Here is a 22,146-nt window from a genome sequence, read left to right on the forward strand (position 1 = left end):
GCTGTGATTTCGATGGTTGTTGCGACCTACACAGCGTTAAACACATGAAGGTTTCCAGCAGAGAACGGAGCCACTTTTCGACTAGTCTATGTAATGTCTTCTGTGGATGGCCCCTGCTTTGCAAGAGCTTTATTGTGATTTTGCGGCGCCATTGTCAGTACAGTCGTCTGTCCGGCCTGTTTGCGTGACACCTTCGGGATGCCACTGGCCCTGATGAGTTCCGCAAGCGAGGTTCCAATCGGCTTAGCGACCTCGCGGGCCGCTGACATTCACGGAGTGTCCTTGCTTTTGGTTGACTTCGTTCCGCATCATCACGGTCCAAGCGTCTTGCAACTCGTGCCGGCCGGGCGGTCAGGTGCCCGGCTGGCGGTAGTCCTGTTGCTTCGTCAGCATGGCCCAGACGATCCGGGCGGCCTTGTTGGCCATGGCGACGGTGGCCAGCCGGAACGGCTTCTGGGCCAGCATCTTCGCCGTCCAGAGATCGGCACGCTCGGGATGCTTCCTGGCCATCAAGGCGCGCGACGTCATGCCGACGATCAGCAGCTTCCTGATGTAGCGGTCGCCCTTCTTGGTGATCTTCCCGAGCCGCTCCTTGCCGCCGCTGGATTTGTTCAGGGGGGGCAGACCCAGCCAGGCCGCCAGATCGCGCCCGGTCCGGAATTGTTTCGCATCGCCGATCGTGGCGATGATGGCCGAGGCGGTAATCGGACCGATCCCGGGTATGCGCATCAGCCGCCGGGCATCTGCCGTCATCATGGCGTGCTGTTCGATCATCCTGGTGTAGCCGACGACCCGGGTGTTGAGGCCCACCAGCTGATGGCACAGCGTCCCGAGAATACCGTTGGCCAGTTCCGGCATGTCGGGATGGTCCCCGCCGAGGTGGCGTTTGGCAAAGGTGAGGATGGCGCCCACTCCGGTCGGCAGGATGTGGCCGAATTCGCGCAAGATGCTGCGGATCATGTTCACGATCTGGGTTTGCTGCCGGACCACAAGATCGCGGGTGCGGTGGATCGCCAGGATCGCCTGCTGATCTTCCGTCTTCAGTTCGACGAAGCGCATCGTGGGTCGGCGCACCGCCTCGCAAATCGCCTCGGCATCGACCGCGTCGGTCTTGCCCCGCTTCACATAGGGTTTCACATAGCCCGCAGGCATCAGCCGGACGTCGTGACCGAGCTTGCCCAATTCGCGGCCCCAGTGATGGGCGGACCCACACGCCTCCATCCCGACGACGCAGGGCGGCAGGGCCTCGAAGAATTGCAGAAGCTTGGCGCGCTTCACCGTCTTGTTGAAAATGACGCGCCCATTCGCGGAAATCCCGTGAACCTGAAAGACATCCTTGGCCAAATCCAGGCCGACCGTATTGACTGTCATTGGGTGGCTCCTCTCTCAGCAGTCGATGACAACTGCACTATGGCGCATCGCGACGCCGGGGGAGCAGGGGCCATCCACATCATCCGCTTCGGCGATCCCGGGGCGATTCCCGGAGACAACCGCGAACGTCCGGTCTCCGCCGATTGTGTTGAAAAACTCGCTTGCGGGGCCGCAGAGCACAAGCTCACGGGACATGGTTCCGCTTTTCTGCGATCCAGCCTCGTAAATGGACCTTTGCTGCCCCTGTGAAGAACGGCGTTCCAAACTCAGACGACCTCTCAACCGCGGCCGGAGTTTTTCAACACAATCCGCCCCTCTTGACCGATGCCACGCCTCGCACGACCGGCCGCAAAGGGGCTGACTGCGGTCATCCGTCGCGGATAGCACCAGGGGCCGCTATCGGCGGCCATACGACGAAATGGAAGCTGGCAGCAGCCGATGTCGCGGCTGAGTCGAGCTCGAGAAGTGGTCGAAGGGGTTCGCCGCGCTCCGTTGCCGAGAGCTGCCGTTCGGGCCAGGTTGAACAGGGGTCCGCATGCAGCCCCATAGCGGACGACCGCGGCCTATCTGAGAGGCGCGACGGCGCCGGTACTTTGGGCTGGCTGCGGTCATCCGCCGTGATCAGCGACAACGGCAACTATCGGTAGACTGCTGAAAAACTCACCGGCGGTCTACTCCTTGGAGCGGCGCGTTGGTCCCGGCGCTTAACCTAGCGGCGGTCGGAGGGGGGCTGGACCATGGGCTTTGTCGTCATGGGCATGAGCGTGCCAGGCGTCGTCTCGACAGTGATGCAGAACCGGCTGATAAATGTGGCGGGCGAAGCGCTGACGCAGCTCCCGCTTTCTCGCGCAGAATTATTCGGAATCAAGAATGTAGGATCATGACCTCAGGTCACGAGAGCGTTACATTGTATCATTAATCACGGCGCTGCAAATCTTACTGTTTTACTGGGAAAGGACAGCGTCATGCATATCTGCAAACCCCTTCTTGTCAGCCTGGGCCTGTCGACGGCGCTTGTCGCACCCGCGATGGCGCAGGACGCGACGGCGAAGAACGTCATTCTGCTGATCACCGACGGGGCCGGGATCGAGACCTGGCGCGCGGCGAGCTATTACCGGTTCGGCGGGCTCGGCCACGAGGTCTATGACGATTTCGACGTCCAAGTGTTTGCCTCGACCCATCCGCTGACGACCGAGCGGCAGCCGACAATGACCGACGAGGGTGCTGTCACCTTCGACCCGGCCGAACTGTGGAACGCCGAGGCCGATTCGTCGGTCTACGAGGGCAACATCGCCGACTACCCGGCCTATTTCGCGGGCTATGCCTATTCGCGCGCCGACTATACCGACAGCGCCGCCGCGGGCACCGCGCTGGCCTCGGGCCACAAGACCTATAACAGCGCGTTGAACTGGTCGAACAACGACACCCGTATGAAGCATATCGGCGAATACGCGGTGGAAAGCGGCCGCGCGCTGGGGTCGATCTCGTCGGTCGAATGGACCCATGCCACCCCCGCCGCTTTCCTTGCGCATAACCGTTCGCGCAACAATTACGAGGAAATCGCGCAGGAAATCATCGATGGCGGCCTGGCGACCGTGGTGATGGGCACCGGCCACCCCTATTTCAACGGCAATGGCGAGAGGGTCGAGGCCCCCTCCGACAAGGATTTCCGCTATGTCGGCGGGCGTGACACCTGGAACCGTCTGGTGAGCGGCGAGACCGCCTACAAGCATATTGAGACCCGGGCCGATTTCGAGGCGCTGGCCAACGGCACCCTCGACATGGGCGGCAAGGACCGGCTGATCGGCACCGCGCAGAACGTCAAGACCCTGCAGTTCAACCGCGATGGCGTCGCCATGGGCGATCTGCTCGAGAACGTGCCGGACCTGCCGACGATGACCAAGGGCGCGCTGAACGTGCTGTCGCAGGACGAGGACGGCTTCTTCCTGATGATCGAGGGCGGTGCCGTCGACTGGGCCGCCCATGCCAACAACTTGCCCCGGATCATCGAGGAACAGATCGACTTCAACAAGTCGGTCGAGGCCGTCGTGGACTGGGTCGAGGCCAACAGCTCCTGGGACGAGACCCTAGTGATGGTCACCACCGACCACGGCAACGGCCTGCTGGAAGGCCCGGATTCGGACAAGGTCGCCTACAGCCCGGTCATCAACCAGGGCGCAGGCGCGCTGCCGCTGGTGCGCTGGCATGACGACACTCATACCCGCGAGCTGGTTCCGGTTTATGCCATGGGCGCGGGTGCCGAATATCTTCTGGACGTCGCCAAGCCCGCGCCGGGTCTCGCCACCTACGGCGTGTCCGAGGATTCCCGGGTCTATGTCGACAACACCGACGTGTTCGGCGCCGCGCTGCACGCCTTCGGCCTGACCGAAGCCCTCGACTGACAGTCCTGACAGTCCCGAAACCGCAACACGGTGCGCCCCTCCTCCGCGAGGGGCGTTCCCGTTCGAGGAGATCCCCGATGATGATCGGAAAACGGCACCTTCTTGGTGCGATTCTGGGCTTTATGGCCGCGATGCCTGCACTTGCCGACGATATCGGTTCGCTTCCGGCGACCGCGGGCGGCCATGCCCATGCCAAGGTCGTTCACGCCATCCGCAAGGACGGCGCACTGAAGGTCGAGCTGCGCTTCGTGACCGATTACGCCAGCTATTCCGGCGAGACCCTCTATGACGGGCTCGACGCCGGCAATGCCGATGAGATGATATGGGTCGAGGCCGGCGGCCGGCGGTATCCGCTGAGCCGCGATACCTCCGGGACTCCCGAGGCTCCTGCCGCGCTGGAGCTGACCTTCAACTACGATCCCGCGCGCAATCCCCGCGTCGGCAAGTGGGAGGGCGTCTTCGAGGCCCCGCCTGCCGGTCTGGACGAGGCCGAGTTGGTCCTGCCGAACGTCGCCGGGATCGGTCCGTTCCGCATCCGGGACCGCTGATCCCCGTCCCTGCGCGGCGCCGGTGGCGGGGAACCGCCCGACCGGCGCCGCCTTTCCGGCGCGATCCCGACGAAACCGGCCTTCCCGGTCCGGAACAGCGGGATTTGCGGACTTGTCCCGCCGCCTGACGCTTTCTACCCGGGGGGCGAAGGGATGACGATGACTGTTCTTGCCGAGTATCCGGCGCACGGAAGACGTGCGCCTGCTCTGCCAGGCGACGCTGCGGACCAATCCGGTCCGGGAGACGTCCGCGATGGTTGAGCTGTTGCTGGCCCCGCCGCTGGCGCCTTTCACCCTGTCGCTCGCGCTGCTGGCGGTGACCTTCCCCCGCGATTAGGCCGGGGCGATCCAGAATCTTCCGGTCGAGTTTGAGTGTTGAGCGGCGGCGCGGAGACCGCAAGAGTCTCAAGCGCCGGCGCGGTGGTTTTGGTCAGGAACTCCGTTGGGGAGAGGTATCCGAGCGCCGAATGCGGGCGCGCGGTGTTGTAGTGATGGCGCCAGCGGCCGATCTCTTCGCGGGCGTGTCGCAGCGACCGAAACCAGTGCAGGTTCATACGAGCCCCACCCTGACCTCGCGATTGGCGATGATCAACTCCCGCGCGGCGGTCGCGCCGCTCTTCGAGACCGAGTAAGTCAGCCGCACCTCCTCGATCACGAAGGCGCCGAACAGATCGCGGATCTCGGGCCGGTCGTTGATCGACAGCACGAAGGCGCCCTTGATCCGGCCCAGGCGCTCGGCCAGCTCGGCGACACGAGAGCGGCTTGCGCGCGAGAACACAGCGGATACCTTCCAAGCAATAGAACGCAATTCCTTGGGGGTGTCGGTCCATGGTTGTCGTTGAGACGCTCTACGAGCGTTGGGGCGCAGCCGCCCCGAAGCGGTCTTTTGTTCAGGGCCCAGAGAACGACGACTTCCTAACCACTTCAACCCGGCACACACCCACGATGAACGTCCGTTTCAAGTAAACTCACCGATAACTTGCTTCTTGGATCGGTAGAGTTCTTCCTACGAGAACGTTCATGGCTATAATAAATGGCTCAAAGTGGACTATCTAAACCAAACCACCGCTTGTCCTAGCTTGGCTGCACTACGAGAATGCTCAAGAGGCCGAAACAGAAAAAAGTATTCCATATGAGCGTCGTTAAAGAAGGAAATTTACCTTGACGATTGATGAGGAGAAACTCGCCACAGGAGTGGTTCAGCGAGTATTAAATCGCGCTGTGGACTACGTTGAAAAGCGCATATTTGACGAAGTGGCCGCTTACAACGCACGACAACCTGAATTCTTAAAAGACTACTGCCGCTCCAAAATTTCTGAGATTTCTTCAGTAAAGAATATTCTCTATAGCCGCGAAGCAGTTGATCTGCAGAGTATTTACGTTGCTGCGTCTCTAGAAATTTCCTTTGAGCCGAACGGCAGGCCAATAACCGTCCCAGATAGTCTGTTTAGTGACATTTTCTTCAAGAGCATTGAATCTACCAAGGACAAGATTGCCGAGCACCTCGCACAGTCACAGACGGACAACTATGATGAAACTGATGCCCATTATATTGATCCTAAGATACTCTCACAACTCCAACACCAGGAACAGAACAAGCCCAAGAGAAAGACATCGGCTTATATAATTAGCGGCGGCGCGGGCGCGGGGAAAACGATTTTCTTAAAACACATGTGCTTAAGCGCCATTGAGTCGCGAAAGCCATACTTGCCAATTTACATTGAAGTGCGGCGGCTATCTTCCGCATCGGATTTAATCATTTCAATGGTCGATGAAATTAACAGATATGGCGAAATAGAAATATCTAGAAAATACCTAATGGCAGCACTTCGCGCTGGATTGTTCCTCTATTTGCGTTGATGGCTTCGATGAAGTCGACCCGAAAGATCGATTGACCTTAGAAAATGAAATTCGCGATTTTGTTACGAAGTATGAATTGTGCCCCTTGATCGTCTCTGGTCGAGATATGACCGCATATCAGTCTTGGGAAGGTTTCAATATCGCAAAGGTATGCGACTTCTCAACAGATATGTCCGTGGAGTTGATTCAAAAATCATTGGTACCTCAAGTCGACAAGAACAAGCTGATTTCTTACGTGCGAAATGATATGCCCGAGGGGTACTTGGGCTTTTTGAGAAGCCCGCTAATGGTGACAGTTTTAATCCTGACCGCCACTGAGGTAAATCGAGTTTCAGACAACCTTTTGAGCTTTCTTGAGGATGCTTTCGAAGCGCTCTGGTGGCGGCATGATATCAAAAAATCGGGATATGCTAGAGTTGTCTTAAGCAAGTTGTCGAAATCTGAATTTAAGAAATTTTTCTCTGCCTTTTGCGCTACGAGCTATTTTGCTGAAGCTATAGAAATGAATGAAGTGCAGTTGCACAAATTTGTCTCAAAGGCAAAGTCTCGTTTGCCGATCGATGCTTCAGAAGAAGACCTGATATATGATATGAGGATAAACGTTTGCTTACTATTGCAAGACGGAGGCCATTACCTTTTTGGCCACAGGTTGTTTCAGGAATACTTTTGTGCGGGCTTTGTGAGCTCCCTCAGTGGAGGCCAATACATCAGGGCGATTGAAATGGCCGAAAAGCGATCTGCCACCGATGAGGTACTACGGTTCGTCTTGCAGATGGATCAAGAAAAAGCAGAAAGAGATTTTGTCCTTCCGATTTTGCAAGTTTTGATGAAAGACTATAAGGTTGATCGATGCAGTATGGCGGCCTATCAACGTGCTCTTCTAGGTGAGCCTGCTGGGTGGCGAGGCCGAAGAGAACCGGACCAACGGGTTCGTATTCATCTAAATGCGGTTAGATCCATGTACAAACTTGAGCCTTCCGTAAATGATATTCGTGAGCTTGAGGAGAGATCAAAGCACAAGGAGGCGAGATACTCATTAGAACTCATTGAGGCTCGTCTTGGAGACGATAGAAGGAATATGATCGAGCTACATGACCTTGTGTCAGAGCGAGTCAAAAGGCACTCCGATATTGATAGCTTGTTCGGCTAAATTTCTCACCTTAGGCATCTTAGTGCTGACTGTTGCCTGGCATTCGCAGGAGATCATTCCTGGTGTTTAGGACTTCGCCCTCCCTAATCTCTACCGGGTGCGGGGCTTTGCTCTTGTCTTATTTCTGGGCAATTTAGTCCGCATTGCGGTCATTCGTTGCACGACGTGCGAACGGCAACTCAGGGCCGGTCGATACGCTGAGCGCGTCGCTGCGCGTGCAAAATCGGCCTGGCGCGCTCTCTGGTCAGTTTCGGCTCGGAGCGGACCTGCGGCGGCGCAACGCGGCGCTTGAACGCCTGGCGCCCTCACTTGGGCGCTCGCTGCCGATAGCCGCCGTTCGGTCCCCCAAGCCCGATCCGGCAGCGGATCACGGAAGCGGTCGTTCATCCCCGCTGCGGCATGCCTTGGAGCCGCCAAGGTCCAGAGAGCGGGACAAACCCGCCACCCGCAGATATCAGAAAACAATGTGCACCCACGCGGACAAGCAGATGCAAGACCAGTTTCCCAAGCCTCATGTTGCCAAGGCACTTTTACCCCATGCCTTCGATCTGAGAGACGGAGCGCATGACGAGGCACATCTGCTGCGGGTCAGCTAAGGGCTTATTCCGTTGAAAAACTCGGCTCGGCGATCGCATTTCTCCTCGCTCAGGATTTGCGGCGCCTGCGCCTATCCTTCCTCAACAGGCGACCGGTGGGATCGGAAGGAGCTTTGCGAGCTTCCGGAGGTTCTGTGCGGTGGCTGCGAGGTGGAATTCATCACGTGCGCCGCTCGGGCCCCGCAATCGGAGACGGCTGAGACCCAGGATGCGCTTCAAATGCGCGAAGAGCATCTCCACCTTTTTCCGGAGCTTGCAGGAGATCGCGTAGTCGGTGGTCTGGGTGATCGCACGCGCTCGATCCCGGGAGGGCTCGAAGATCGACCGGAGGATTTTGCGCGAGGGTTCTTTGGGGCAGCAGCGCGCCTTCATGTCGCAGGCATCACAATCGGCCTTGCCGGCCCGGTAGCGGAGCATGCCATCCTCATCGGGTTTCTTTTCCCGGGGTTTCGTGAAGGACCGCCGACTCTGCTTCAACTCCTTGCCGCCCGGGCAGGTGTAAACATCCCTCTCGACGTCATAGGCGAAGTCGGCGCGCTCGAATGTCCCGTCTCTACGGCCTGACTTGTCGATCACCGGGATATGGGGTGCGATGCCGCGCTGCCGATCCAGCCAGTCCAGCATGACGCCGGTGCCATAGGCGGTATCTGCGATCAGCCGTTCCGGTGCGATGTCGAAGGTATCGTTCACCCGGTCGATCATGGTCCGTACCGATCCAACCTCGGCCTGGCGGATCGACCGGGTGGCCTCCACATCGAGGATCACGCCGTTGTCGGTGTCGATCAGGTAGTTGGTGGAATAGGCAAAGTAGGCCGGACCTCCCCGAGCCCCGGTCCATTGCGAAGCCGGATCGGAATGGGAGGTGAACTTCGGCTCGACCGGGCTCGCTGCACCGAAGGCGGCGTCATCGAGCGTTTCCAGGTATTCCCTGACAGCCCGGGGCGCCTCTTCAGGGTCGATGCTGCCCGGCTGCCAGTCTGACTTCGGCGTCGAGTTCTGCCGGTTCGCGTCGGCCTGGATGATACTGGCATCCGCGGCGAGGCGCTGGCCTCTGGCCAGGCCCTCCGCGATGCACCGGGCCACAACGGTCTCGAAGAGATGGCGCAACATGTCGCTGTCGCGGAAGCGGCCATGACGGTTCTTGGAGAAGGTCGAATGATCCGGCACGGGCACGGTCAGATCGAGGCGGCAGAACCAGCGGTAGGCGAGGTTGAGATGGACCTCCTCGCAGAGCCGGCGTTCGGACCGGATGCCGTCCGGCATGGGCCTCGGACCAATGGCGGCACCATGCCGAACTGTAACCGACCAGAAGCATGCGGATCATCAGTTCCGGATCAACCGACGGCCGCCCCGTGGAGCTGTAGAACGGGGCCAGGTGCTGGCGGATGCCAGTCAGATCGACGAACCGATCCACAGATCGGAGCAGATGGTCTGGCGGCACATGCGCTTCGATCGAGAACTCGTAGAACAGAGCGCCTTGCGCTTCCTGCCGGGACCCCATCATCGCCGCTCACCTCTGACGGTTACAGCGATATTGAATCAACGGTCAGACCTTCGGACAAGTCGCGTTTTTCAACGGAATAGGCCGTCTGCGTCGCTGGTCGAGAGCTGTTCCATGGGCTAAGCGGATGTCCGCTTCTGCGATTCGTCAACTGTCGACAGCGGGGGGCGTCGAACGGCCGCTATCGGCAGAGAGCACCCAAGCGGTGTCACTCCGGTGCACAAGAACCACACCGCACCGCCGCAGGTCCTATCCGAGCCCATCCCCTTCATTCGGCGGCATGATCTGTGGAACATCCATCCATGGGTTTCCTGCCCGCCTCGCCCCTTTCTACCGCAGCGTAATAGACGAGCCGCAGATGCCGGTCCTGATCCACGATCAGCGTCGTATGGTCGAACGCAACCGGACCTCTGTCCGCCATGTCGAAGCTGCGGCGCCCTTCACAGCGCCCCTGCACATCATGATCGTGCCATAGGCGGCGGAAGGTTCGAGACGTCGCTTGCAGGTGGTCCGCCAGAGCCTGCATGTCGGGCGCGTCCTTTCCGGCGGCATAGTCGCGCCGGAAACTGGCGACGATCTGGGGGGCCTGCCGGGGCCAGTCCTGCACGCGGCGGCTCAGCCGGTCATCGGCGAAATACATCCAGAGCATGTTCCGGCTTCCGGCTGGATAGTCCGAGAAGGCGAACAGCCCGTCGCCGGCCGCATTCCACCCGATGACATCCCAGCGGAGGTTCATCACGAAGGCGGGCCGCTCTGTCAGATCGTCCAGCAGTCGGCGGATCAGCGGCGGCATCTCGCACCAGCTCTGCGCCGGAGCGGCGGGCAGCCGGTTCTGGGCAAGAAGATAGAGGTGCTGGCGTTCCTCGGGCGTCATCCGAAGAGCGCGGGCCACGTTTTCGAGAAGATGGGCCGAGACGCTGATCTCGCGCCCCTGTTCCAGCCATGTATACCAACTGAGACCGATCCCCGCGACGGTCGCGACTTCCTCGCGCCGGAGCCCGGGGGTGCGGCGGCGGGCCGTGCGGGGCAGGCCTACATCTTCGGGCTGCACGCTGGCGCGCTTGCGGCGCAGAAACTCCGCCAGGTCGTGTCGGGTGCGCTAAAACCGTGCCGTCATGGGAGCTCCAGTAACAGGATAACTTCCCCCATAGTAACATCATACGGGATGAGTGACAGGCTTCATGATGTTGATAAAGGAGCCGTCACGATGACTGTACCCGCCCGCCGCACGCTTGGTGCGACCCCGCTTTTTGCCCTGCTGCTTGGTGGCTTTATAACCATTTTCGATCTGTTCGTGGTGAATATGGCGCTGCCCTCCCGGCTCGGCTCGTACTGCCGCGACGGCCCCGAAACGGCAAATGTCGCAGCATCCGCGCTGCGCTGGCATGTGCAGATCGAGGGGCGGAAGCTGGTGGATGTCAGGCATCGGGCTTTCCTTCCTTCATGGCGCAATCGACCAGTTCGGCGACGGCTTCGCGGAACGCCTTGTCGGCGGGGTCTTCGACCGGCTTCGGAAAGGCGTCCGAGGCCCGGCAGATACCGCCGCCGCATCCCTGCCCCTCGGTCACCAGCTCGCCGCAGGCGGGACAGATCCGGGGCTCTGCTGGCGGTTGCCCGGCCTCCGGATCGCCCAGCAGAAGCCGCTCCGCGCGGCGCGGATCGTTGGCCAGGCGCAGCCGCCAGCAGACGGGCCTCGCCCAGCTGCCCGCATTCTTGCCGGTCTCCAGCCTTCCGCCAGAGACTTCCCCTTATGTTTCAATGGGATGTCATGGAAGACCTGACCTACCGCAATGACCTTTTCGCACAAACGCTGCTGGGAAACCTGCTGGAGCACGCGCGGATCAATGGCGGAAAGACCGCCTTTTCCTTCTATGGCGGGCCCGGTGCCCCCGAAGCCACGCTGGATTTCGCAGGCCTCGAACAGAGTGTCGCCCGCATGACCGCCGCGCTTTCACGGCGTGGGCTCCAGGAACGACCGGTGATGCTCGTCTATCCCGCCGGGATCGAGTTCGCCGTGAGCTTCCTTGCCGCCATGGCTGCGGGCTGCATCGCCGTGCCCTGTCCCGCTGGCGACTGGACCACACGCAAGCGCAGCCTGCCGAGGCTCCTGCATATCGCGGGCGATTGCATGCCCGCCGCCGCGATCGGACCGGCGAAGACGCTTGGCGGGCTCGATTTCGGACAGACCGTCCCGCATGTTTTCACCCACGAAGACCTCATGGCCGAAGATCCCGGCGATTTCAGCCTTGCCGACGTCGCGGCTGCGCTCGATCCGCATGCGGATGCCTATCTGCAATACAGTTCAGGCTCCACGCTCCGCCCCAAGGCGGTCAGGCTCACCCATGCCAATCTGTAAGCCTGCAACCGCACGACCGCAGAGGTGCTGGATTACGGACCGGACAGCATCGTCGTCAGCTGGATGCCGCATTACCACGATTATGCGCTTACCCAGGGCGTGGCCCTGCCCATCGCGCTCGGGGCGAGCTGCCATTTCATGGCGCCCGGGACCTTCCTGCGCCGCCCCATGCTCTGGTTACAGCTGATCTCGCAGACCCGCGCAACCCATGCGGGAGGCCCGAACTTTTCCTGGGCCTATACGGCCGAGCGCCTGCGGCCGGGCGAAGAGGACGGGCTCGACCTGTCCTCCTGGATCTGCGGGCACAGCGCCGCCGAACCGATCCGCCGCGAGGTGGTTGAATGCTTTCTCGAGAGGTTCGCGCCCTGCGGCCTGCGACCCGAAACGATGCGCTCTGCCTATGGCATGGCCGAGACCGTGGCCGTTGTCACAGGCGGCCGCCTTGCAGGGCCGCGGGCCTTCCAGCGCATCCCCGAGCTGAACGGCCGCGGCCCGGAATTTGCCAATTGCGGACGAAGCGATGCGCAGATGACCCTGCTGATCGTCGATCCGGAAACCCGCCATGCATTGCCCGAGGGCAAGGTCGGCGAGATCTGGATCCGGCACGACTCCGTCGCCAAGGGATATCAGGGCCATGCCCGTGGCGTCGAAGACACGTTCCGCGCCGAGACCGCGGACGGCGACGGGCCGTTCCTGCGCTCAGGCGATCTGGGCTTTCTCGACCAGGGCGACCTCTTCGTCACAGGCCGGCTGAAGGACGTGATCATCCTCAATGGCGAGAATATCTGGCCTCAGGATATCGAGACGGTGGCGCAAGCCGCCGACCCGGCACTGCGCAGCGATGGCGGCACCGCCTTCGACGCCGCGGACGATGCGGGGCGGAGGGCTCTCACGAAAGAGCCGCGAGACGGCGGTCGGGTCGACCGAGGCGGAGCCCGTTGGCGAGGTCAAATCGCCTAGCCGCAATCTCTTGGCGGAGAGGGGCCCGTTACGGAAGTCCAGAGCCTGGAAGCCATGCGTCCAAACGATCGGCGTAGAGTTGCCGGTCTGCCGCGGATGCGGGCGCGGTTTTTGGCCGGCGACAATTTTTCGCACGTTGCCGACATTTTACCCCCTTGCTAGAGCGCGCGGGAAAATGCGCGAAAGGCCTAAAATGTTTCAAAAAATACTGCGGAAGCTTCCCTGGTACATCTACACGATCCTCGGGATTCTCGTTCTCTGTGGAACCTATCCTACCTTCCAGCAGGCCCGTCAGGAGGCCGCCGACGTGGCCGCCATCAGTGGCGAACCAGCCCCCACGATGCAGCCGCTCGACAGCTATATCGCGACCCGTAGTAACGAGGCGTTCCATCAGGCCGAGTTCGAGGCGAATATCGATGACTACTACTTTACGCTCGACAAGTCGCGCCGCCGTGGTCCCGACACCCATATCGTGGTGATGCCAATCTTTACGGGCGATGCCGCGCAAGAGGCCAAGCGGGCCTCGGGCGTTCTTTATTTCGACTCGGAAGAGGACATGAAGGCCTGGGCCCGCAACCATTCCGACGAAGCCTCGCAATCGCGCAGCGGGCACTGGCACCAGCAGATCCATGGCTACGAAGACCGCCATCCCGACCTTGTCGACATGGTGCGCGACACGCTCATAGATGACGGCTACACGCTGGAACAGCCCTTCCTGCATGTCCGTCCCTATTCCGGCAGCCGCGAGGCCGCGCTCGCCGCGCTGGCCACTCCCGATTACGTACCCGTCTACGTACTGCTGGGCGTCGGGGCCGTCCTTCTGGTAGTGTCCTTCGGCAAGCGCATCTCGGCCCGGCAAACCCGCGATGCGGCCAACGGAGCCGCCTGAGGCGTACCGGTTCTACCGGCGGGAGAAGCAACCGTATGGGAACCGACCAGCTGAAGGAATTGAAACGGTTTCAGAAGGAGAACGAACGGCTGAGGAATGCGGTGTCCGACCTCACGCCGGACAAGCTGATCTTGACCTAGCAGGCTGCTGAAAAACTCAGACGACGACGGGTGAGGTGCATAGGTACCCCACTCAGGCGCGATCTCGTCGAGATGGTCATTTTCGTCCGTGCCAAGGCACGACCAATGTGACGAAATCTGACGTTTGGTGGAGTTTTTCAGCGGCCTGCTAAGCGGCGCGGGGAGTGAAGGGAGTCTTGGGAACGGTACGGGGGGATGCGAGGATCTCCCAACGGTCTTGCACGCGGAGACTCCGCCAGGGGAGGCTTAATGCGCTGCGAGCGCCGGATCCGACGGGATCGACCTTGCGGATCCCACCTTCGAAGACGAAGCCTGCCTCGAGTTTTCCCCGCTGTCGGCTCTCCGCTCGCTGACATAGGTGTGGTAGATCGCCGGAACTCCGATCAGCGTCAGGATCGAGGCAAAGCCGAGGCCGGCCATGATCGTCACCGCCATCGAGGCGAAGAACGGGTCGATCAGAAGCGGCGCCATGCCGAGGATCGTTGTGCCGGCGGCGAGAACGACCGGGCGAAGGCGGCTGACGCAGGCGGTGACGATGGCCTCGCGCTGCGGCAATCCGGCCTCGTCCTTCCGGGCGTCGATCTCTTCGACCAGCACAATGGCGTTCTTGATGAGCATGCCCGAGAGGCTGAGCAGCCCGAGCAGCGCCGTGAAGCTGAACGGCAGGCCCGTCAGCAGAAGCCCGATACCGACGCCGGTGACCGCCATCGGCACGACCGTCCAGACCACCGCCGTCTGCCGGAATTTCCCGAACAGCAAGATCGTGAGCAGCAGCATCGTCCCGAAGGAGAGCGGCATCTGCCGGGCAAGGCTCGCCTGGGCGTCGCCCGCGCTCTCGTATTCGCCTCCCCATTCCATGCGGTATCCGGACGGCATCGGGATCGCCTCGACGGCATCCTGCACCTCGGCAAAGGCCTCGGGGGGCAGGACATCGGGGGGCGTGAAAGCCTGCACGGTAATCGTGGGCTGCCGCGAGCGGCGCCGGATGAGCGTGTCACGGCTTCGTGGCTCGAAGCCGTCCAGGACCTGGCCGAGGCTGATGTAGCTTTCCGTGGCCGGGGCGTAGACTTGGGTGTCGATCAGTCGGGTCTGCGGGGCGCCGTCGATGCGCGGCTGGCGCAGGATCAGCGGGATCAGCCGGTCGCCCTCGCGGACCACCCCGGCCTGCACGCCGTCCGACACGAGCGCGATGGCATTCGCGACATCGCCCCGTCCGATGCCAAGGGCGCTGGCCCGCGCGCTGCCGAAGACCGGCTGCGCCACGATCTCGCGCGCGCGCCAATCCGTGCGCTCGACCTGAAGCAGAGCCGTCCGCGTCTCGAGGATCTCCTGCACCTTGCCGGCAAGACCGCGCAGGACGTCCGCATCCGGCCCCGACAGGCGTATCTCGACATCGGCGGTGACGGGCGGGCCGTAGATGATCTGCTCGACCCGTGTCTCCGCCCAGGGGACGATTTGCGCGGCCGCGGCCGAGAGGGCATCGCGGATGGTGGGGATCTGCTCTGGCTCTGCGACCCGGATCACGAGCTGGCCGTAAGAGGGGTTACTGTCGGCCGGCGCGTAGGTCAGAAAGAAACGCGACATCGGCGCCCCGGCGGTGGAGGTGACCGAGACGACCTCGGGCCGGGTTGCGAGCCAGTCGGCCAGGCGCATCAGGTCCTTGTCGGTCGCCTGCACCGTGCTGCCCTGGGCCGCCTTGTAGTTCAGATAGACAAGCGGCGTGGTGGCGGGCGGGAAGAACTGCTGCCGCACGAAGCCCATGGACGCGACGCCCGCGGCGGTCGCGCCGACCAGGCCCGCGATCACCAGCCAGCGAAACCGGATCGCGAGGCCCACGATGCGGCCATAGCCCCGGAAGAAGGCGCTGTCATAGGGATCGCGGCTGCCGGTGACCGACCCGGTGGGGAAGAGCCGGCTCGCGAGATAGGGCGTCACCGTCACCGCAAGACACCAGGACAGCAGAAGCGAGATGCTGATGACCGCGAACAGCGAGAACAGGAATTCTCCGGCGTCGCCGGGGCTCAGCGCGATCCCGGCGAAGGCCATGATGCCGATGATCGTGGCGATGAGAAGCGGCATCTGCGTGCTGCGCGCGACCTCGTCGGCGGCGTCTGCTGCGGGGCGACCGCGGCGCATGTCGGTCTGCATGCCCTCGGCGACGACGATGGCGTTGTCGACCAGCATTCCCATGGCGATGATCATCGCACCGAGGCTGATCCGTTCGACCTCGATGCCGAAGAGATACATGAAGAAGAAGGTCGCGGTCACGGTCAGAAGCAGCGTGCCCCCGACGACCGCCGCCGCGCGCCATCCCATGAAAAGCGCGAGGACGGCGACGACCACACCCACCGAGACGGCGAGGTTCAGCAGGAACGCGTCATTGGCCTCGGCCACCACGCGGTGCTGCTCGTAGATCGGCTCGATCGCGACGCCTGCGGGGAGGACATGCGCGATCTCGTCGAGCCGCGCCTCGACCCGCGCACCGACGGTGACGATGTTCGCAGAGGTCAGGCCCGCGATGCCAAGCGTGAAGGCCTCGGTTCCGTTATGGCGCAGGATCTGGCTCGGCTCATCGATCCGGCCGCGATGGACGGAGGCGATGTCGGCAAGATTGATCACCTCGCCGCGGTAACCGAAATTCAGGGCCGCGATCTTGCCGGTGCTGTCCTCCGCGCGCGGTGCTTCGATCCGGAGGTTCGCGTCCCCGGAAGGTAGCGCGCCGGTTGGCGTCACCGCGTCGGCCCCCGCAATGGCGCCAGAGAGCGCATCGGGCGGAATGCCGAGCGCGTCCAGCGTGGCGCTGTCGGGCTCGATGAAGATCGCCTCCTCGGGCAGGCCCTTGACCTCGACATTGGCGACCCCCACCACCGTCGACATCTCGCGGCGGAGAAAGGTGGCGATATCCCGGATCTCGGCATCGGCATAGCCGGGCGCGCTGACGGCATAGAGCAGGCCGAAGACGTCTCCGAAATCGTCGTTCACGATCGGGGCCCGCGCTCCGGCGGGCAGGTCTGGCGTGGCATTCGTCACCCTGTCGCGCAGATCGTCCCAGACCTGCGGCAGCTCGGCCCCGCCGAAGGTGTCGCGGATCGTGACCTCGATCACCGACAGGCCCGGCGTATTCGTCGAGGTGACGTAGTCGACCTCGTTCATCTGCTGAAGCTCGGCCTCGAGCACATCCGAGACCTCGGTCGCGACTTCGGCAGCGCTCGCGCCTGGATAGGATGTGACGACGAGGGCAGATTTCAGCGTGAAGACCGGGTCCTCCAGCTTGCCGACGCCAAGATAGCCGGCAGCGCCGCCGAAGAGGCAAAGGAGGATCAGAAGCCATGTATAGAGCGGGCGTTCGATGGCGTTGCGGGCGATCTGCATCGAGCTCACTCCGCCTTGGCGATGAGGCCGTCATAACGGCTGACGGGATCTCCGTCCTCGAGAAGGTGCCCGCCCACCGCGACGATCTCGGCATTGGCGGGAAGCCCTTCGACGCGAACGGTGCTGCCGTCGGGAATGGCGACCTCGACGGGCAGGTGGCGGGCGACGAGTGCATCGCCGTCGGGTTCGACCGCCACGACGAAATGCCGGCCTTCGCCGCGTGTCACGACCGCGGTTGCCGGAACAGCCACGCCGGTCTCCGCTTTGGGGAGGTAGGCGCGGACCGTCGCGCTGCGCCCCGGCAGAAGCCACGGGTGCATGTCGGCCTTCGCGACCGCGAGCGAAACGGTATAGCTCTGGCCGATCTCGCCGGTCTCGGTCCGCACCTCGCGGAAGGCAAGATCGAGCGGGCCGTCGATCCCGTGGATCTCGGCCTCGAAGCGGGCCTCCTGCGGATCGCCGATCCGGCCGAGCAGGCGCTCTGGCAACTCGACGTCGATGCGCAGCTCCGACATGTCCTGAAGCCGAACCACCGGTTCGCCCGTCGACACCAGCGCGCCCACAGAGGCGATCCGTTTGGCCAGAATCGCGTCGAACGGAGCGACGAGGCGCGTGTCGGACCGCGCGTCCCGGGCCTCTCGCAAATCGACCGCGGCCAGGTCCCGCGCCGTCTCGGCATCGTCCGCCCGGGCTCGGGACGCGGCGTCCCGGGCGGCCAGCGTGTCGGCCCTCCGGAACGCGCGCTCGGCCTGGTCGAGCGACAGTTCGGCACGGGCGACGGCCCGCTCGTAAGGGTCGGGATCGAGGGCCGCCAGGACGGTTCCGGCCGCGATGCGTTGCCCTTCGACGGCGTCGAGGGTCACGATCCGCCCGCCGACCTCGAAGGCAAGGTCCACGGTCGCGCGTGCTGCGACGCGCCCGTAGAACATGCGGTCGGGGGCTTTGTCGTCCTCTCCCGGACGCATCGTGAGAACCGGCACCGGCGGGGGGACGGCCACGTCCTCGGCATTGGAAACCTGCGCGCTCGATGTCAGAAGGCTGAGAGCGGTAAGAGACATCGCGAGGAAGCGTTTGAAATCCACGGGATGATTCTGCATTTTGGAATTTTCCCTACCGACCGTTCGGTTGGGAGTTAGCTTGGGAGGCGAGGCCGGTCAATGACGCGGGATGCAAAAAAACAAAATCGAGAGCGTCGACACGAAATCATGGATCTCGCGACGGACCTCTTTCTCGAGAACGGCTTTGCCGCGACCTCGATGAGCCGCGTCGCCGAGGCCGCCGGCATCACGAAGGCCTCGCTCTATCATCATTTCCCGGGCAAGGAGGACCTCTTCGCCGCCTGCGTGGCCCATGGCTATGCCGCGGCGATCGAGCGGCTCCGGGGCATCGCGACCGACCAGACCTTGCCCCATACCGAGAGGATGGCAAGGGTGATCTCCTCCTCATACGACACCATCATCTTCTCGCGCGTCGGCCGGATGTCGCCCCTCATCGCAGAAGTGTCGCGCAGCTTTCCCAAGGTCGCGCGCGGGTTCCACCGGGACTTCATCTTGCCCCAGGAAAATATCGTCCTCTCCCTGATCGACGACGGCGTCGAGGCGGGTGCGTTCGTCGATCTGGACCGTGCCGTGTTCGAGCATCTGCTCTTCGGACCGATCGTGACCCTGTCGATGTCGCGCGAGATGTTTGCCACCTTCGACGACCTCGACACGCTCTACCCGGTCACCGAGTTGCGCGACGGGCACATAAAGAGGATGATCGCCTGGCTTACCGATGGCTTGCCGCATTCCGAGTAGGCATGGTCCGCATAGCGGCCGTTGAGAGCCCCGGCCCCATGCCGCCAGCTGATCACAGAAGCGGCCGTTCACCTACGCCGCAGCATGCCGTCGTGGCACGAAGGTCCGGAGAGCAGACATTGCTGCCCTTAGTCAGGCGAGGCTGGACAGATCGAGTATCGGTTTCTGGCCACCCGGTTTTTCGGCCTCCGCAAGGGCCTGCCGCCACTCCTGGGCCGGGAAAACCCGTGGGGGTGAAGGCGGGGCCTCTGCGAGCAACGGCCAAATTTCGGCAAATGCAGCCTGCATGCCCCGTCCCGCCAAAACCGGGAAGTGATCCCGCATGTGAAACCGGTGATAGGTCGCCCTGACCCCGGCCCCGATATTGACCGGCTTGCCCGTCAGAAGGCCGTAGGCAACAAAATCCGTTTCTCCGCGCATTCGTTCCAGAACACATCTCGCGATGTCGCCACCGAGGGCGTCGAATGCGACGTCGGCTTGGGCAGAGGCGGTCAAAATGGCGCTGATATTGGCTGTCGAGATCGGTTCGATGCCCATCCGGTGCAACCGGTCTTTTCGGTTCTCCGAACGATAGATCCCCATGACCCGCTTGGCTCCCTGGCTTATCGCCCAGCGTCCCAAGTGTTCGGAACAGCTCGATCCCGCGCCACTGAGGAGCACCACCTTGTCACGGACAGGCCAGAGCCGAAGCATCGTGGCAGCGGCCATCGGATTGATATACGCCCGCGCCGCAACGAGGTCGGGAACCGCCTCGGGCACCTCCACGGCATGATGGGCGGGACAATCCACCAGGGTCTGCCAGGTGCCTTCACCGCGCAGGGGCAGGACACGACGACCAACCATGTGAGAGAGGCTGTCCGGAGCTTCGACCACGCGCCCGACACCTTCGTATCCCGCGACGGCCGGCAGCGAAATCCGATGGGCATATCTGGGCGATGGTCTATCCGATGATGGTCGGCGTCGATTTCGGCGCGGTGTCAGGCGTCGCCCGGCAGCCCAAGGGGCTGCTCGTGACGCTGGCGGTCAACTGGCTGGTCAAGCCATTCACCATGGCCGGGCTCGCGGTACTTTTCTTCGACGTGGTGTTCGCGCCCGAGGATGCCGCGCAATACGTGGCGGGGCTGATCCTGCTCGGGGCGGCGCCCTGCACCGCCATGGTCTTCGTCTGGTCGCAGCTGACACGCGGGGACGAAACCTACACGCTCGTGCAGGTCTCGGTGAACGATCTCATCATGCTCGTCGCATTCGCGCCCATCGTGGCGCCGCTGCTGGGCGTGACCGAGATCGAGGCGCCGTGGAAGACTCTCGTGCTCGCCACGCTTCTCTATGTGGTGCTGCCGCTCGCAGCCGGGCTCGCGACGCGCCGCGCGCTGGGGTCGAAGGCGCGGATCGAAGCGTTCACCGCCCGGGTGAAGCCCGCCTCGATCATCGGGCTGGTGGCGACGGTCGCTATCCTCTTCGGACTTCAGGGCGGCGTGATCCTGAACCGGCCGCTGACGATCATGCTGATTGCCGCCCCGATCCTGACCCAGAGCTACGGCATCTTTGCGCTCGCCTATGGCGCGGCCTAGTGGCTGCGCGTGCCGCTCATCTCACCCTGCGACCTGCTGCGCCGCAAGCCCCCCCTTCGAAGAACTCGGCCTCGATGACCCTTCGCTCGCAGATGCCAAGCTCTTAGACGCGATGATGATGCATCCGATCCTGATCAATCGCCACATCGCCATCACCGGAAAAGGCATGAAGCTCTGCCAGCCGTCCGAGACGGTGCTCGGAATCCTCGATACCCCCGATACTGGTCCCTTCCGCTTAGGCAAGCGGTCGGGCTGGTCGAGAGCCTGATCCGGATGGCTGGGCTCGACTGGCCGGTGCCGGATTATTCGACGCCGTGCCAACGCTAGGCACGGATCGGTGTGCAGATCCCGTATCGCCGCACCGGCAAGCCCTTGAACCTGCTTGTCGACAGCACCGCGGTGACGGCGCTTGGGGGCTCCGACCGTTCGGCGCTGAAATGATCCCCGGGTCCTTTCCGGGACGCCCCCGGAAGCACGGGTCATCACGCCGCGGCGAGCCGGTCTACAGCGACGGTGCGATAGCGCTCGGACCCGGCCCGACCAAGAGCATCCATCCGGGCCTCCGTACGGGGGAGCGACCGGAATATTTCTCAGGCTTCATCCATCTGGCGCGGCGCGTCCGGGGCTGACCTGACAGGGGTCTGAAACATCAGAAATCCCAATCCTCGTCTTCGGTGGCGACCGCCTTGCCGATGACATAGGACGAACCGGATCCGGAGAAGAAGTCGTGGTTCTCGCTGTCAGGTGACAGCGCAGCCAAGATCGCCGCGTTCACCTCGCAGGCCGCGGGCGGGAACAACGCCTCAAAGCCGAGATTCTGTAGGGCCTTGTTCGCATTGTAGTGCAGGAACGCCTTCACGTCCTCGGTCAGGCCGATGCCGTCGTAAAGCTCCTCGGTGTATTTTGCCTCGATCTCGTAAAGATCGAACATAAGCGCGAAGGCGAAATCCTTCAGCGCAGCGCGTTCGGCCTCGGGCAGATGTTCCGCGGCGCGCTGGAACTTGTAGCCGATATAATAGCCATGAATCGCCTCGTCGCGGATGATGAGGCGGATGAGGTCGGCGGTATTGGTCAGCTTGCCGCGGCTCGACCAGTACATCGGCAGGTAGAAGCCCGAATAGAACAGAAAGGACTCGAGGAACACGCTGGCGATCTTTCGCTTCAGCGGGTCGCCCGCGGCATCGTATTTCCCGAGGATCAGGCGGGCCTTGTCCTGAAGGTGCGGGTTTTCCTCCGACCAGCGGAAAGCTTCGTCCACCTCGCGCGTCTGGCAAAGCGTCGAGAAGACCGAGGAATAGCTGCGCGCGTGCACGGACTCCATGAAGGCGATGTTGGTCAGCACCGCTTCCTCATGGGGGGTCAGCGCATCGCGCATCATCGCGGGCGCGCCCACCGCGCCCTGGATCGTGTCGAGAAGCGTGAGGCCGGTGAAGACCCGGATGGTCAGCTGCCTTTCTTCGGGCCGGAGCGTGGACCAGCTCTGCACGTCATTCGACAGCGGCACCTTTTCCGGCAGCCAGAAATTGACCGTGAGGCGGTTCCAGACCTCCAGGTCCTTTTCGTCCTGCAGCCGGTTCCAGTTGATCGCGCGGGGAACGGCGCGGGTCTGGTCGATCATGTCTTTCATGGGTTCC

General features: G+C 62.6%; 18 protein-coding genes and 5 pseudogenes. 12 read left to right on the top strand and 11 right to left on the bottom strand.

Annotated elements, in window-relative coordinates:
* Positions 1–351: 351 nt before the first annotated feature.
* Entirely contained in the window at positions 352–1,371 is a 1,020-nt protein-coding gene (locus tag A6W98_RS00190) for an IS110 family RNA-guided transposase (RefSeq protein WP_042456325.1), read from the bottom strand.
* Between the two features lie 737 nt (positions 1,372–2,108).
* Here A6W98_RS00190 and A6W98_RS20700 point away from each other — a divergent pair.
* The 4 genes from A6W98_RS20700 to A6W98_RS21395 all read left to right on the top strand — a co-directional run bounded on the left by A6W98_RS20700 (position 2,109) and on the right by A6W98_RS21395 (position 4,658).
* Positions 2,109–2,255: a hypothetical protein gene (locus A6W98_RS20700; RefSeq protein WP_155734686.1), complete on the top strand. Its 147-nt coding sequence runs from the start codon at positions 2,109–2,111 to the stop codon at positions 2,253–2,255.
* A gap of 81 nt (positions 2,256–2,336) precedes the next feature.
* Entirely contained in the window at positions 2,337–3,773 is a 1,437-nt protein-coding gene (locus tag A6W98_RS00195; protein WP_042456331.1) for an alkaline phosphatase, read from the top strand.
* A 77-nt stretch (positions 3,774–3,850) separates the two neighbouring features.
* Entirely contained in the window at positions 3,851–4,321 is a 471-nt protein-coding gene (locus A6W98_RS00200) for a hypothetical protein (protein WP_052677875.1), read from the top strand.
* Positions 4,322–4,517: 196 nt separating this feature from the next.
* The gene (locus A6W98_RS21395) at positions 4,518–4,658 is read left to right on the top strand and encodes a hypothetical protein (RefSeq protein WP_168161794.1); all 141 of its coding nucleotides are present in this window, start codon (positions 4,518–4,520) and stop codon (positions 4,656–4,658) included.
* A gap of 106 nt (positions 4,659–4,764) precedes the next feature.
* On the opposite strand, the pseudogene A6W98_RS22255 reads toward A6W98_RS21395, so the two are convergent.
* Both A6W98_RS22255 and A6W98_RS00205 read right to left on the bottom strand, forming a co-directional pair.
* Positions 4,765–4,863: pseudogene (locus A6W98_RS22255) on the bottom strand (integrase core domain-containing protein); the annotation flags it as partial.
* 8 nt (positions 4,864–4,871) lie between these two features.
* Positions 4,872–5,099 (bottom strand): hypothetical protein, encoded by a 228-nt coding sequence (locus A6W98_RS00205; RefSeq protein ID WP_042456335.1) that lies wholly within the window; start codon positions 5,097–5,099, stop codon positions 4,872–4,874.
* A gap of 383 nt (positions 5,100–5,482) precedes the next feature.
* Here A6W98_RS00205 and A6W98_RS20705 point away from each other — a divergent pair, with 383 nt between their 5' ends.
* Complete coding sequence (locus tag A6W98_RS20705; protein ID WP_155734687.1) at positions 5,483–6,181, top strand: NACHT domain-containing protein; 699 nt, start codon at positions 5,483–5,485, stop codon at positions 6,179–6,181.
* A 31-nt stretch (positions 6,182–6,212) separates the two neighbouring features.
* Positions 6,213–7,331 (top strand): NACHT domain-containing protein, encoded by a 1,119-nt coding sequence (locus A6W98_RS20710; protein ID WP_155734688.1) that lies wholly within the window; start codon positions 6,213–6,215, stop codon positions 7,329–7,331.
* A gap of 677 nt (positions 7,332–8,008) precedes the next feature.
* Here A6W98_RS20710 and A6W98_RS00210 read toward each other — a convergent pair.
* From A6W98_RS00210 to A6W98_RS21405, 4 genes and pseudogenes are all read right to left on the bottom strand, one after another.
* Positions 8,009–9,431 (bottom strand): annotated as a pseudogene (locus tag A6W98_RS00210) (IS1182 family transposase).
* Positions 9,432–9,696: 265 nt separating this feature from the next.
* Positions 9,697–10,512 carry a helix-turn-helix transcriptional regulator gene (locus A6W98_RS00215; RefSeq protein WP_042456337.1) on the bottom strand — a complete coding sequence of 272 codons (816 nt, stop codon included), beginning with the start codon at positions 10,510–10,512 and terminating at the stop codon, positions 9,697–9,699.
* Between the two features lie 72 nt (positions 10,513–10,584).
* Positions 10,585–10,854, bottom strand: a complete 270-nt coding sequence (locus tag A6W98_RS21400) for a hypothetical protein (protein WP_042456340.1) — start codon at positions 10,852–10,854, stop codon at positions 10,585–10,587.
* Entirely contained in the window at positions 10,847–10,996 is a 150-nt protein-coding gene (locus A6W98_RS21405) for a hypothetical protein (RefSeq protein ID WP_168161799.1), read from the bottom strand. Before A6W98_RS21405 ends, A6W98_RS21400 begins: the two co-directional genes overlap by 8 nt.
* 200 nt (positions 10,997–11,196) lie before the next feature.
* Between A6W98_RS21405 and A6W98_RS21750 the strand changes: the two are divergent.
* Together A6W98_RS21750 and A6W98_RS00235 are read left to right on the top strand one after the other, a co-directional pair.
* A pseudogene (locus A6W98_RS21750) lies at positions 11,197–12,744 on the top strand (AMP-binding protein).
* A gap of 193 nt (positions 12,745–12,937) precedes the next feature.
* Positions 12,938–13,633 carry a hypothetical protein gene (locus A6W98_RS00235; RefSeq protein WP_042456348.1) on the top strand — a complete coding sequence of 232 codons (696 nt, stop codon included), beginning with the start codon at positions 12,938–12,940 and terminating at the stop codon, positions 13,631–13,633.
* 386 nt (positions 13,634–14,019) lie between these two features.
* On the opposite strand, the gene A6W98_RS00240 is transcribed toward A6W98_RS00235, so the two are convergent.
* Both A6W98_RS00240 and A6W98_RS00245 read right to left on the bottom strand, forming a co-directional pair.
* Positions 14,020–17,145, bottom strand: a complete 3,126-nt coding sequence (locus A6W98_RS00240; protein ID WP_042456350.1) for an efflux RND transporter permease subunit — start codon at positions 17,143–17,145, stop codon at positions 14,020–14,022.
* Positions 17,146–17,150: 5 nt separating this feature from the next.
* Complete coding sequence (locus A6W98_RS00245; RefSeq protein ID WP_042456353.1) at positions 17,151–18,242, bottom strand: efflux RND transporter periplasmic adaptor subunit; 1,092 nt, start codon at positions 18,240–18,242, stop codon at positions 17,151–17,153.
* Positions 18,243–18,350: 108 nt separating this feature from the next.
* Here A6W98_RS00245 and A6W98_RS00250 point away from each other — a divergent pair, with 108 nt between their 5' ends.
* Positions 18,351–18,941 (top strand): TetR/AcrR family transcriptional regulator, encoded by a 591-nt coding sequence (locus tag A6W98_RS00250; protein ID WP_042456356.1) that lies wholly within the window; start codon positions 18,351–18,353, stop codon positions 18,939–18,941.
* Positions 18,942–19,073: 132 nt separating this feature from the next.
* On the opposite strand, the gene A6W98_RS00255 is transcribed toward A6W98_RS00250, so the two are convergent.
* Positions 19,074–19,814, bottom strand: a complete 741-nt coding sequence (locus A6W98_RS00255) for an MDR/zinc-dependent alcohol dehydrogenase-like family protein (protein ID WP_231098326.1) — start codon at positions 19,812–19,814, stop codon at positions 19,074–19,076.
* Positions 19,815–19,867: 53 nt separating this feature from the next.
* Between A6W98_RS00255 and A6W98_RS00260 the strand changes: the two are divergent.
* The 3 genes and pseudogenes from A6W98_RS00260 to A6W98_RS20720 all read left to right on the top strand — a co-directional run.
* Positions 19,868–20,509 (top strand): annotated as a pseudogene (locus A6W98_RS00260) (arsenic resistance protein); the annotation flags it as partial.
* Positions 20,499–20,780 carry an ArsC/Spx/MgsR family protein gene (locus A6W98_RS00265; RefSeq protein WP_081251715.1) on the top strand — a complete coding sequence of 94 codons (282 nt, stop codon included), beginning with the start codon at positions 20,499–20,501 and terminating at the stop codon, positions 20,778–20,780. The pseudogene A6W98_RS00260 and the gene A6W98_RS00265, both read left to right, overlap by 11 nt.
* Positions 20,735–20,950 (top strand): annotated as a pseudogene (locus tag A6W98_RS20720) (transposase); the annotation flags it as partial. The gene A6W98_RS00265 and the pseudogene A6W98_RS20720, both read left to right, overlap by 46 nt.
* A 211-nt stretch (positions 20,951–21,161) precedes the next feature.
* On the opposite strand, the gene nrdF reads toward A6W98_RS20720, so the two are convergent.
* On the bottom strand, positions 21,162–22,139 hold the full coding sequence (gene nrdF, locus A6W98_RS00270) for a class 1b ribonucleoside-diphosphate reductase subunit beta (RefSeq protein ID WP_042456360.1): 978 nt from the start codon (positions 22,137–22,139) through the stop codon (positions 21,162–21,164).
* Positions 22,140–22,146: the final 7 nt, after the last annotated feature.

This window comes from Rhodovulum sulfidophilum DSM 1374 (assembly GCF_001633165.1).
In the GTDB taxonomy this organism is placed as follows: Bacteria; Pseudomonadota; Alphaproteobacteria; order Rhodobacterales; family Rhodobacteraceae; genus Rhodovulum; species Rhodovulum sulfidophilum.

Bases quoted from the DNA above. Each gene is read 5' to 3' on its own strand.
- A6W98_RS00190 (WP_042456325.1), bottom strand. From the start codon at position 1,371: ATGACAGTCAATACGGTCGGCCTGGATTTGGCCAAGGATGTCTTTCAG.
- A6W98_RS20700 (WP_155734686.1), top strand. From the start codon at position 2,109: ATGGGCTTTGTCGTCATGGGCATGAGCGTGCCAGGCGTCGTCTCGACA.
- A6W98_RS00195 (WP_042456331.1), top strand. From the start codon at position 2,337: ATGCATATCTGCAAACCCCTTCTTGTCAGCCTGGGCCTGTCGACGGCG.
- A6W98_RS00200 (WP_052677875.1), top strand. From the start codon at position 3,851: ATGATGATCGGAAAACGGCACCTTCTTGGTGCGATTCTGGGCTTTATG.
- A6W98_RS21400 (WP_042456340.1), bottom strand. From the start codon at position 10,854: ATGCCTGACATCCACCAGCTTCCGCCCCTCGATCTGCACATGCCAGCG.
- A6W98_RS00235 (WP_042456348.1), top strand. From the start codon at position 12,938: ATGTTTCAAAAAATACTGCGGAAGCTTCCCTGGTACATCTACACGATC.
- A6W98_RS00240 (WP_042456350.1), bottom strand. From the start codon at position 17,145: ATGCAGATCGCCCGCAACGCCATCGAACGCCCGCTCTATACATGGCTT.
- A6W98_RS00245 (WP_042456353.1), bottom strand. From the start codon at position 18,242: ATGCAGAATCATCCCGTGGATTTCAAACGCTTCCTCGCGATGTCTCTT.
- A6W98_RS00250 (WP_042456356.1), top strand. From the start codon at position 18,351: ATGGATCTCGCGACGGACCTCTTTCTCGAGAACGGCTTTGCCGCGACC.
- A6W98_RS00265 (WP_081251715.1), top strand. From the start codon at position 20,499: ATGGCGCGGCCTAGTGGCTGCGCGTGCCGCTCATCTCACCCTGCGACC.
- nrdF (WP_042456360.1), bottom strand. From the start codon at position 22,139: ATGAAAGACATGATCGACCAGACCCGCGCCGTTCCCCGCGCGATCAAC.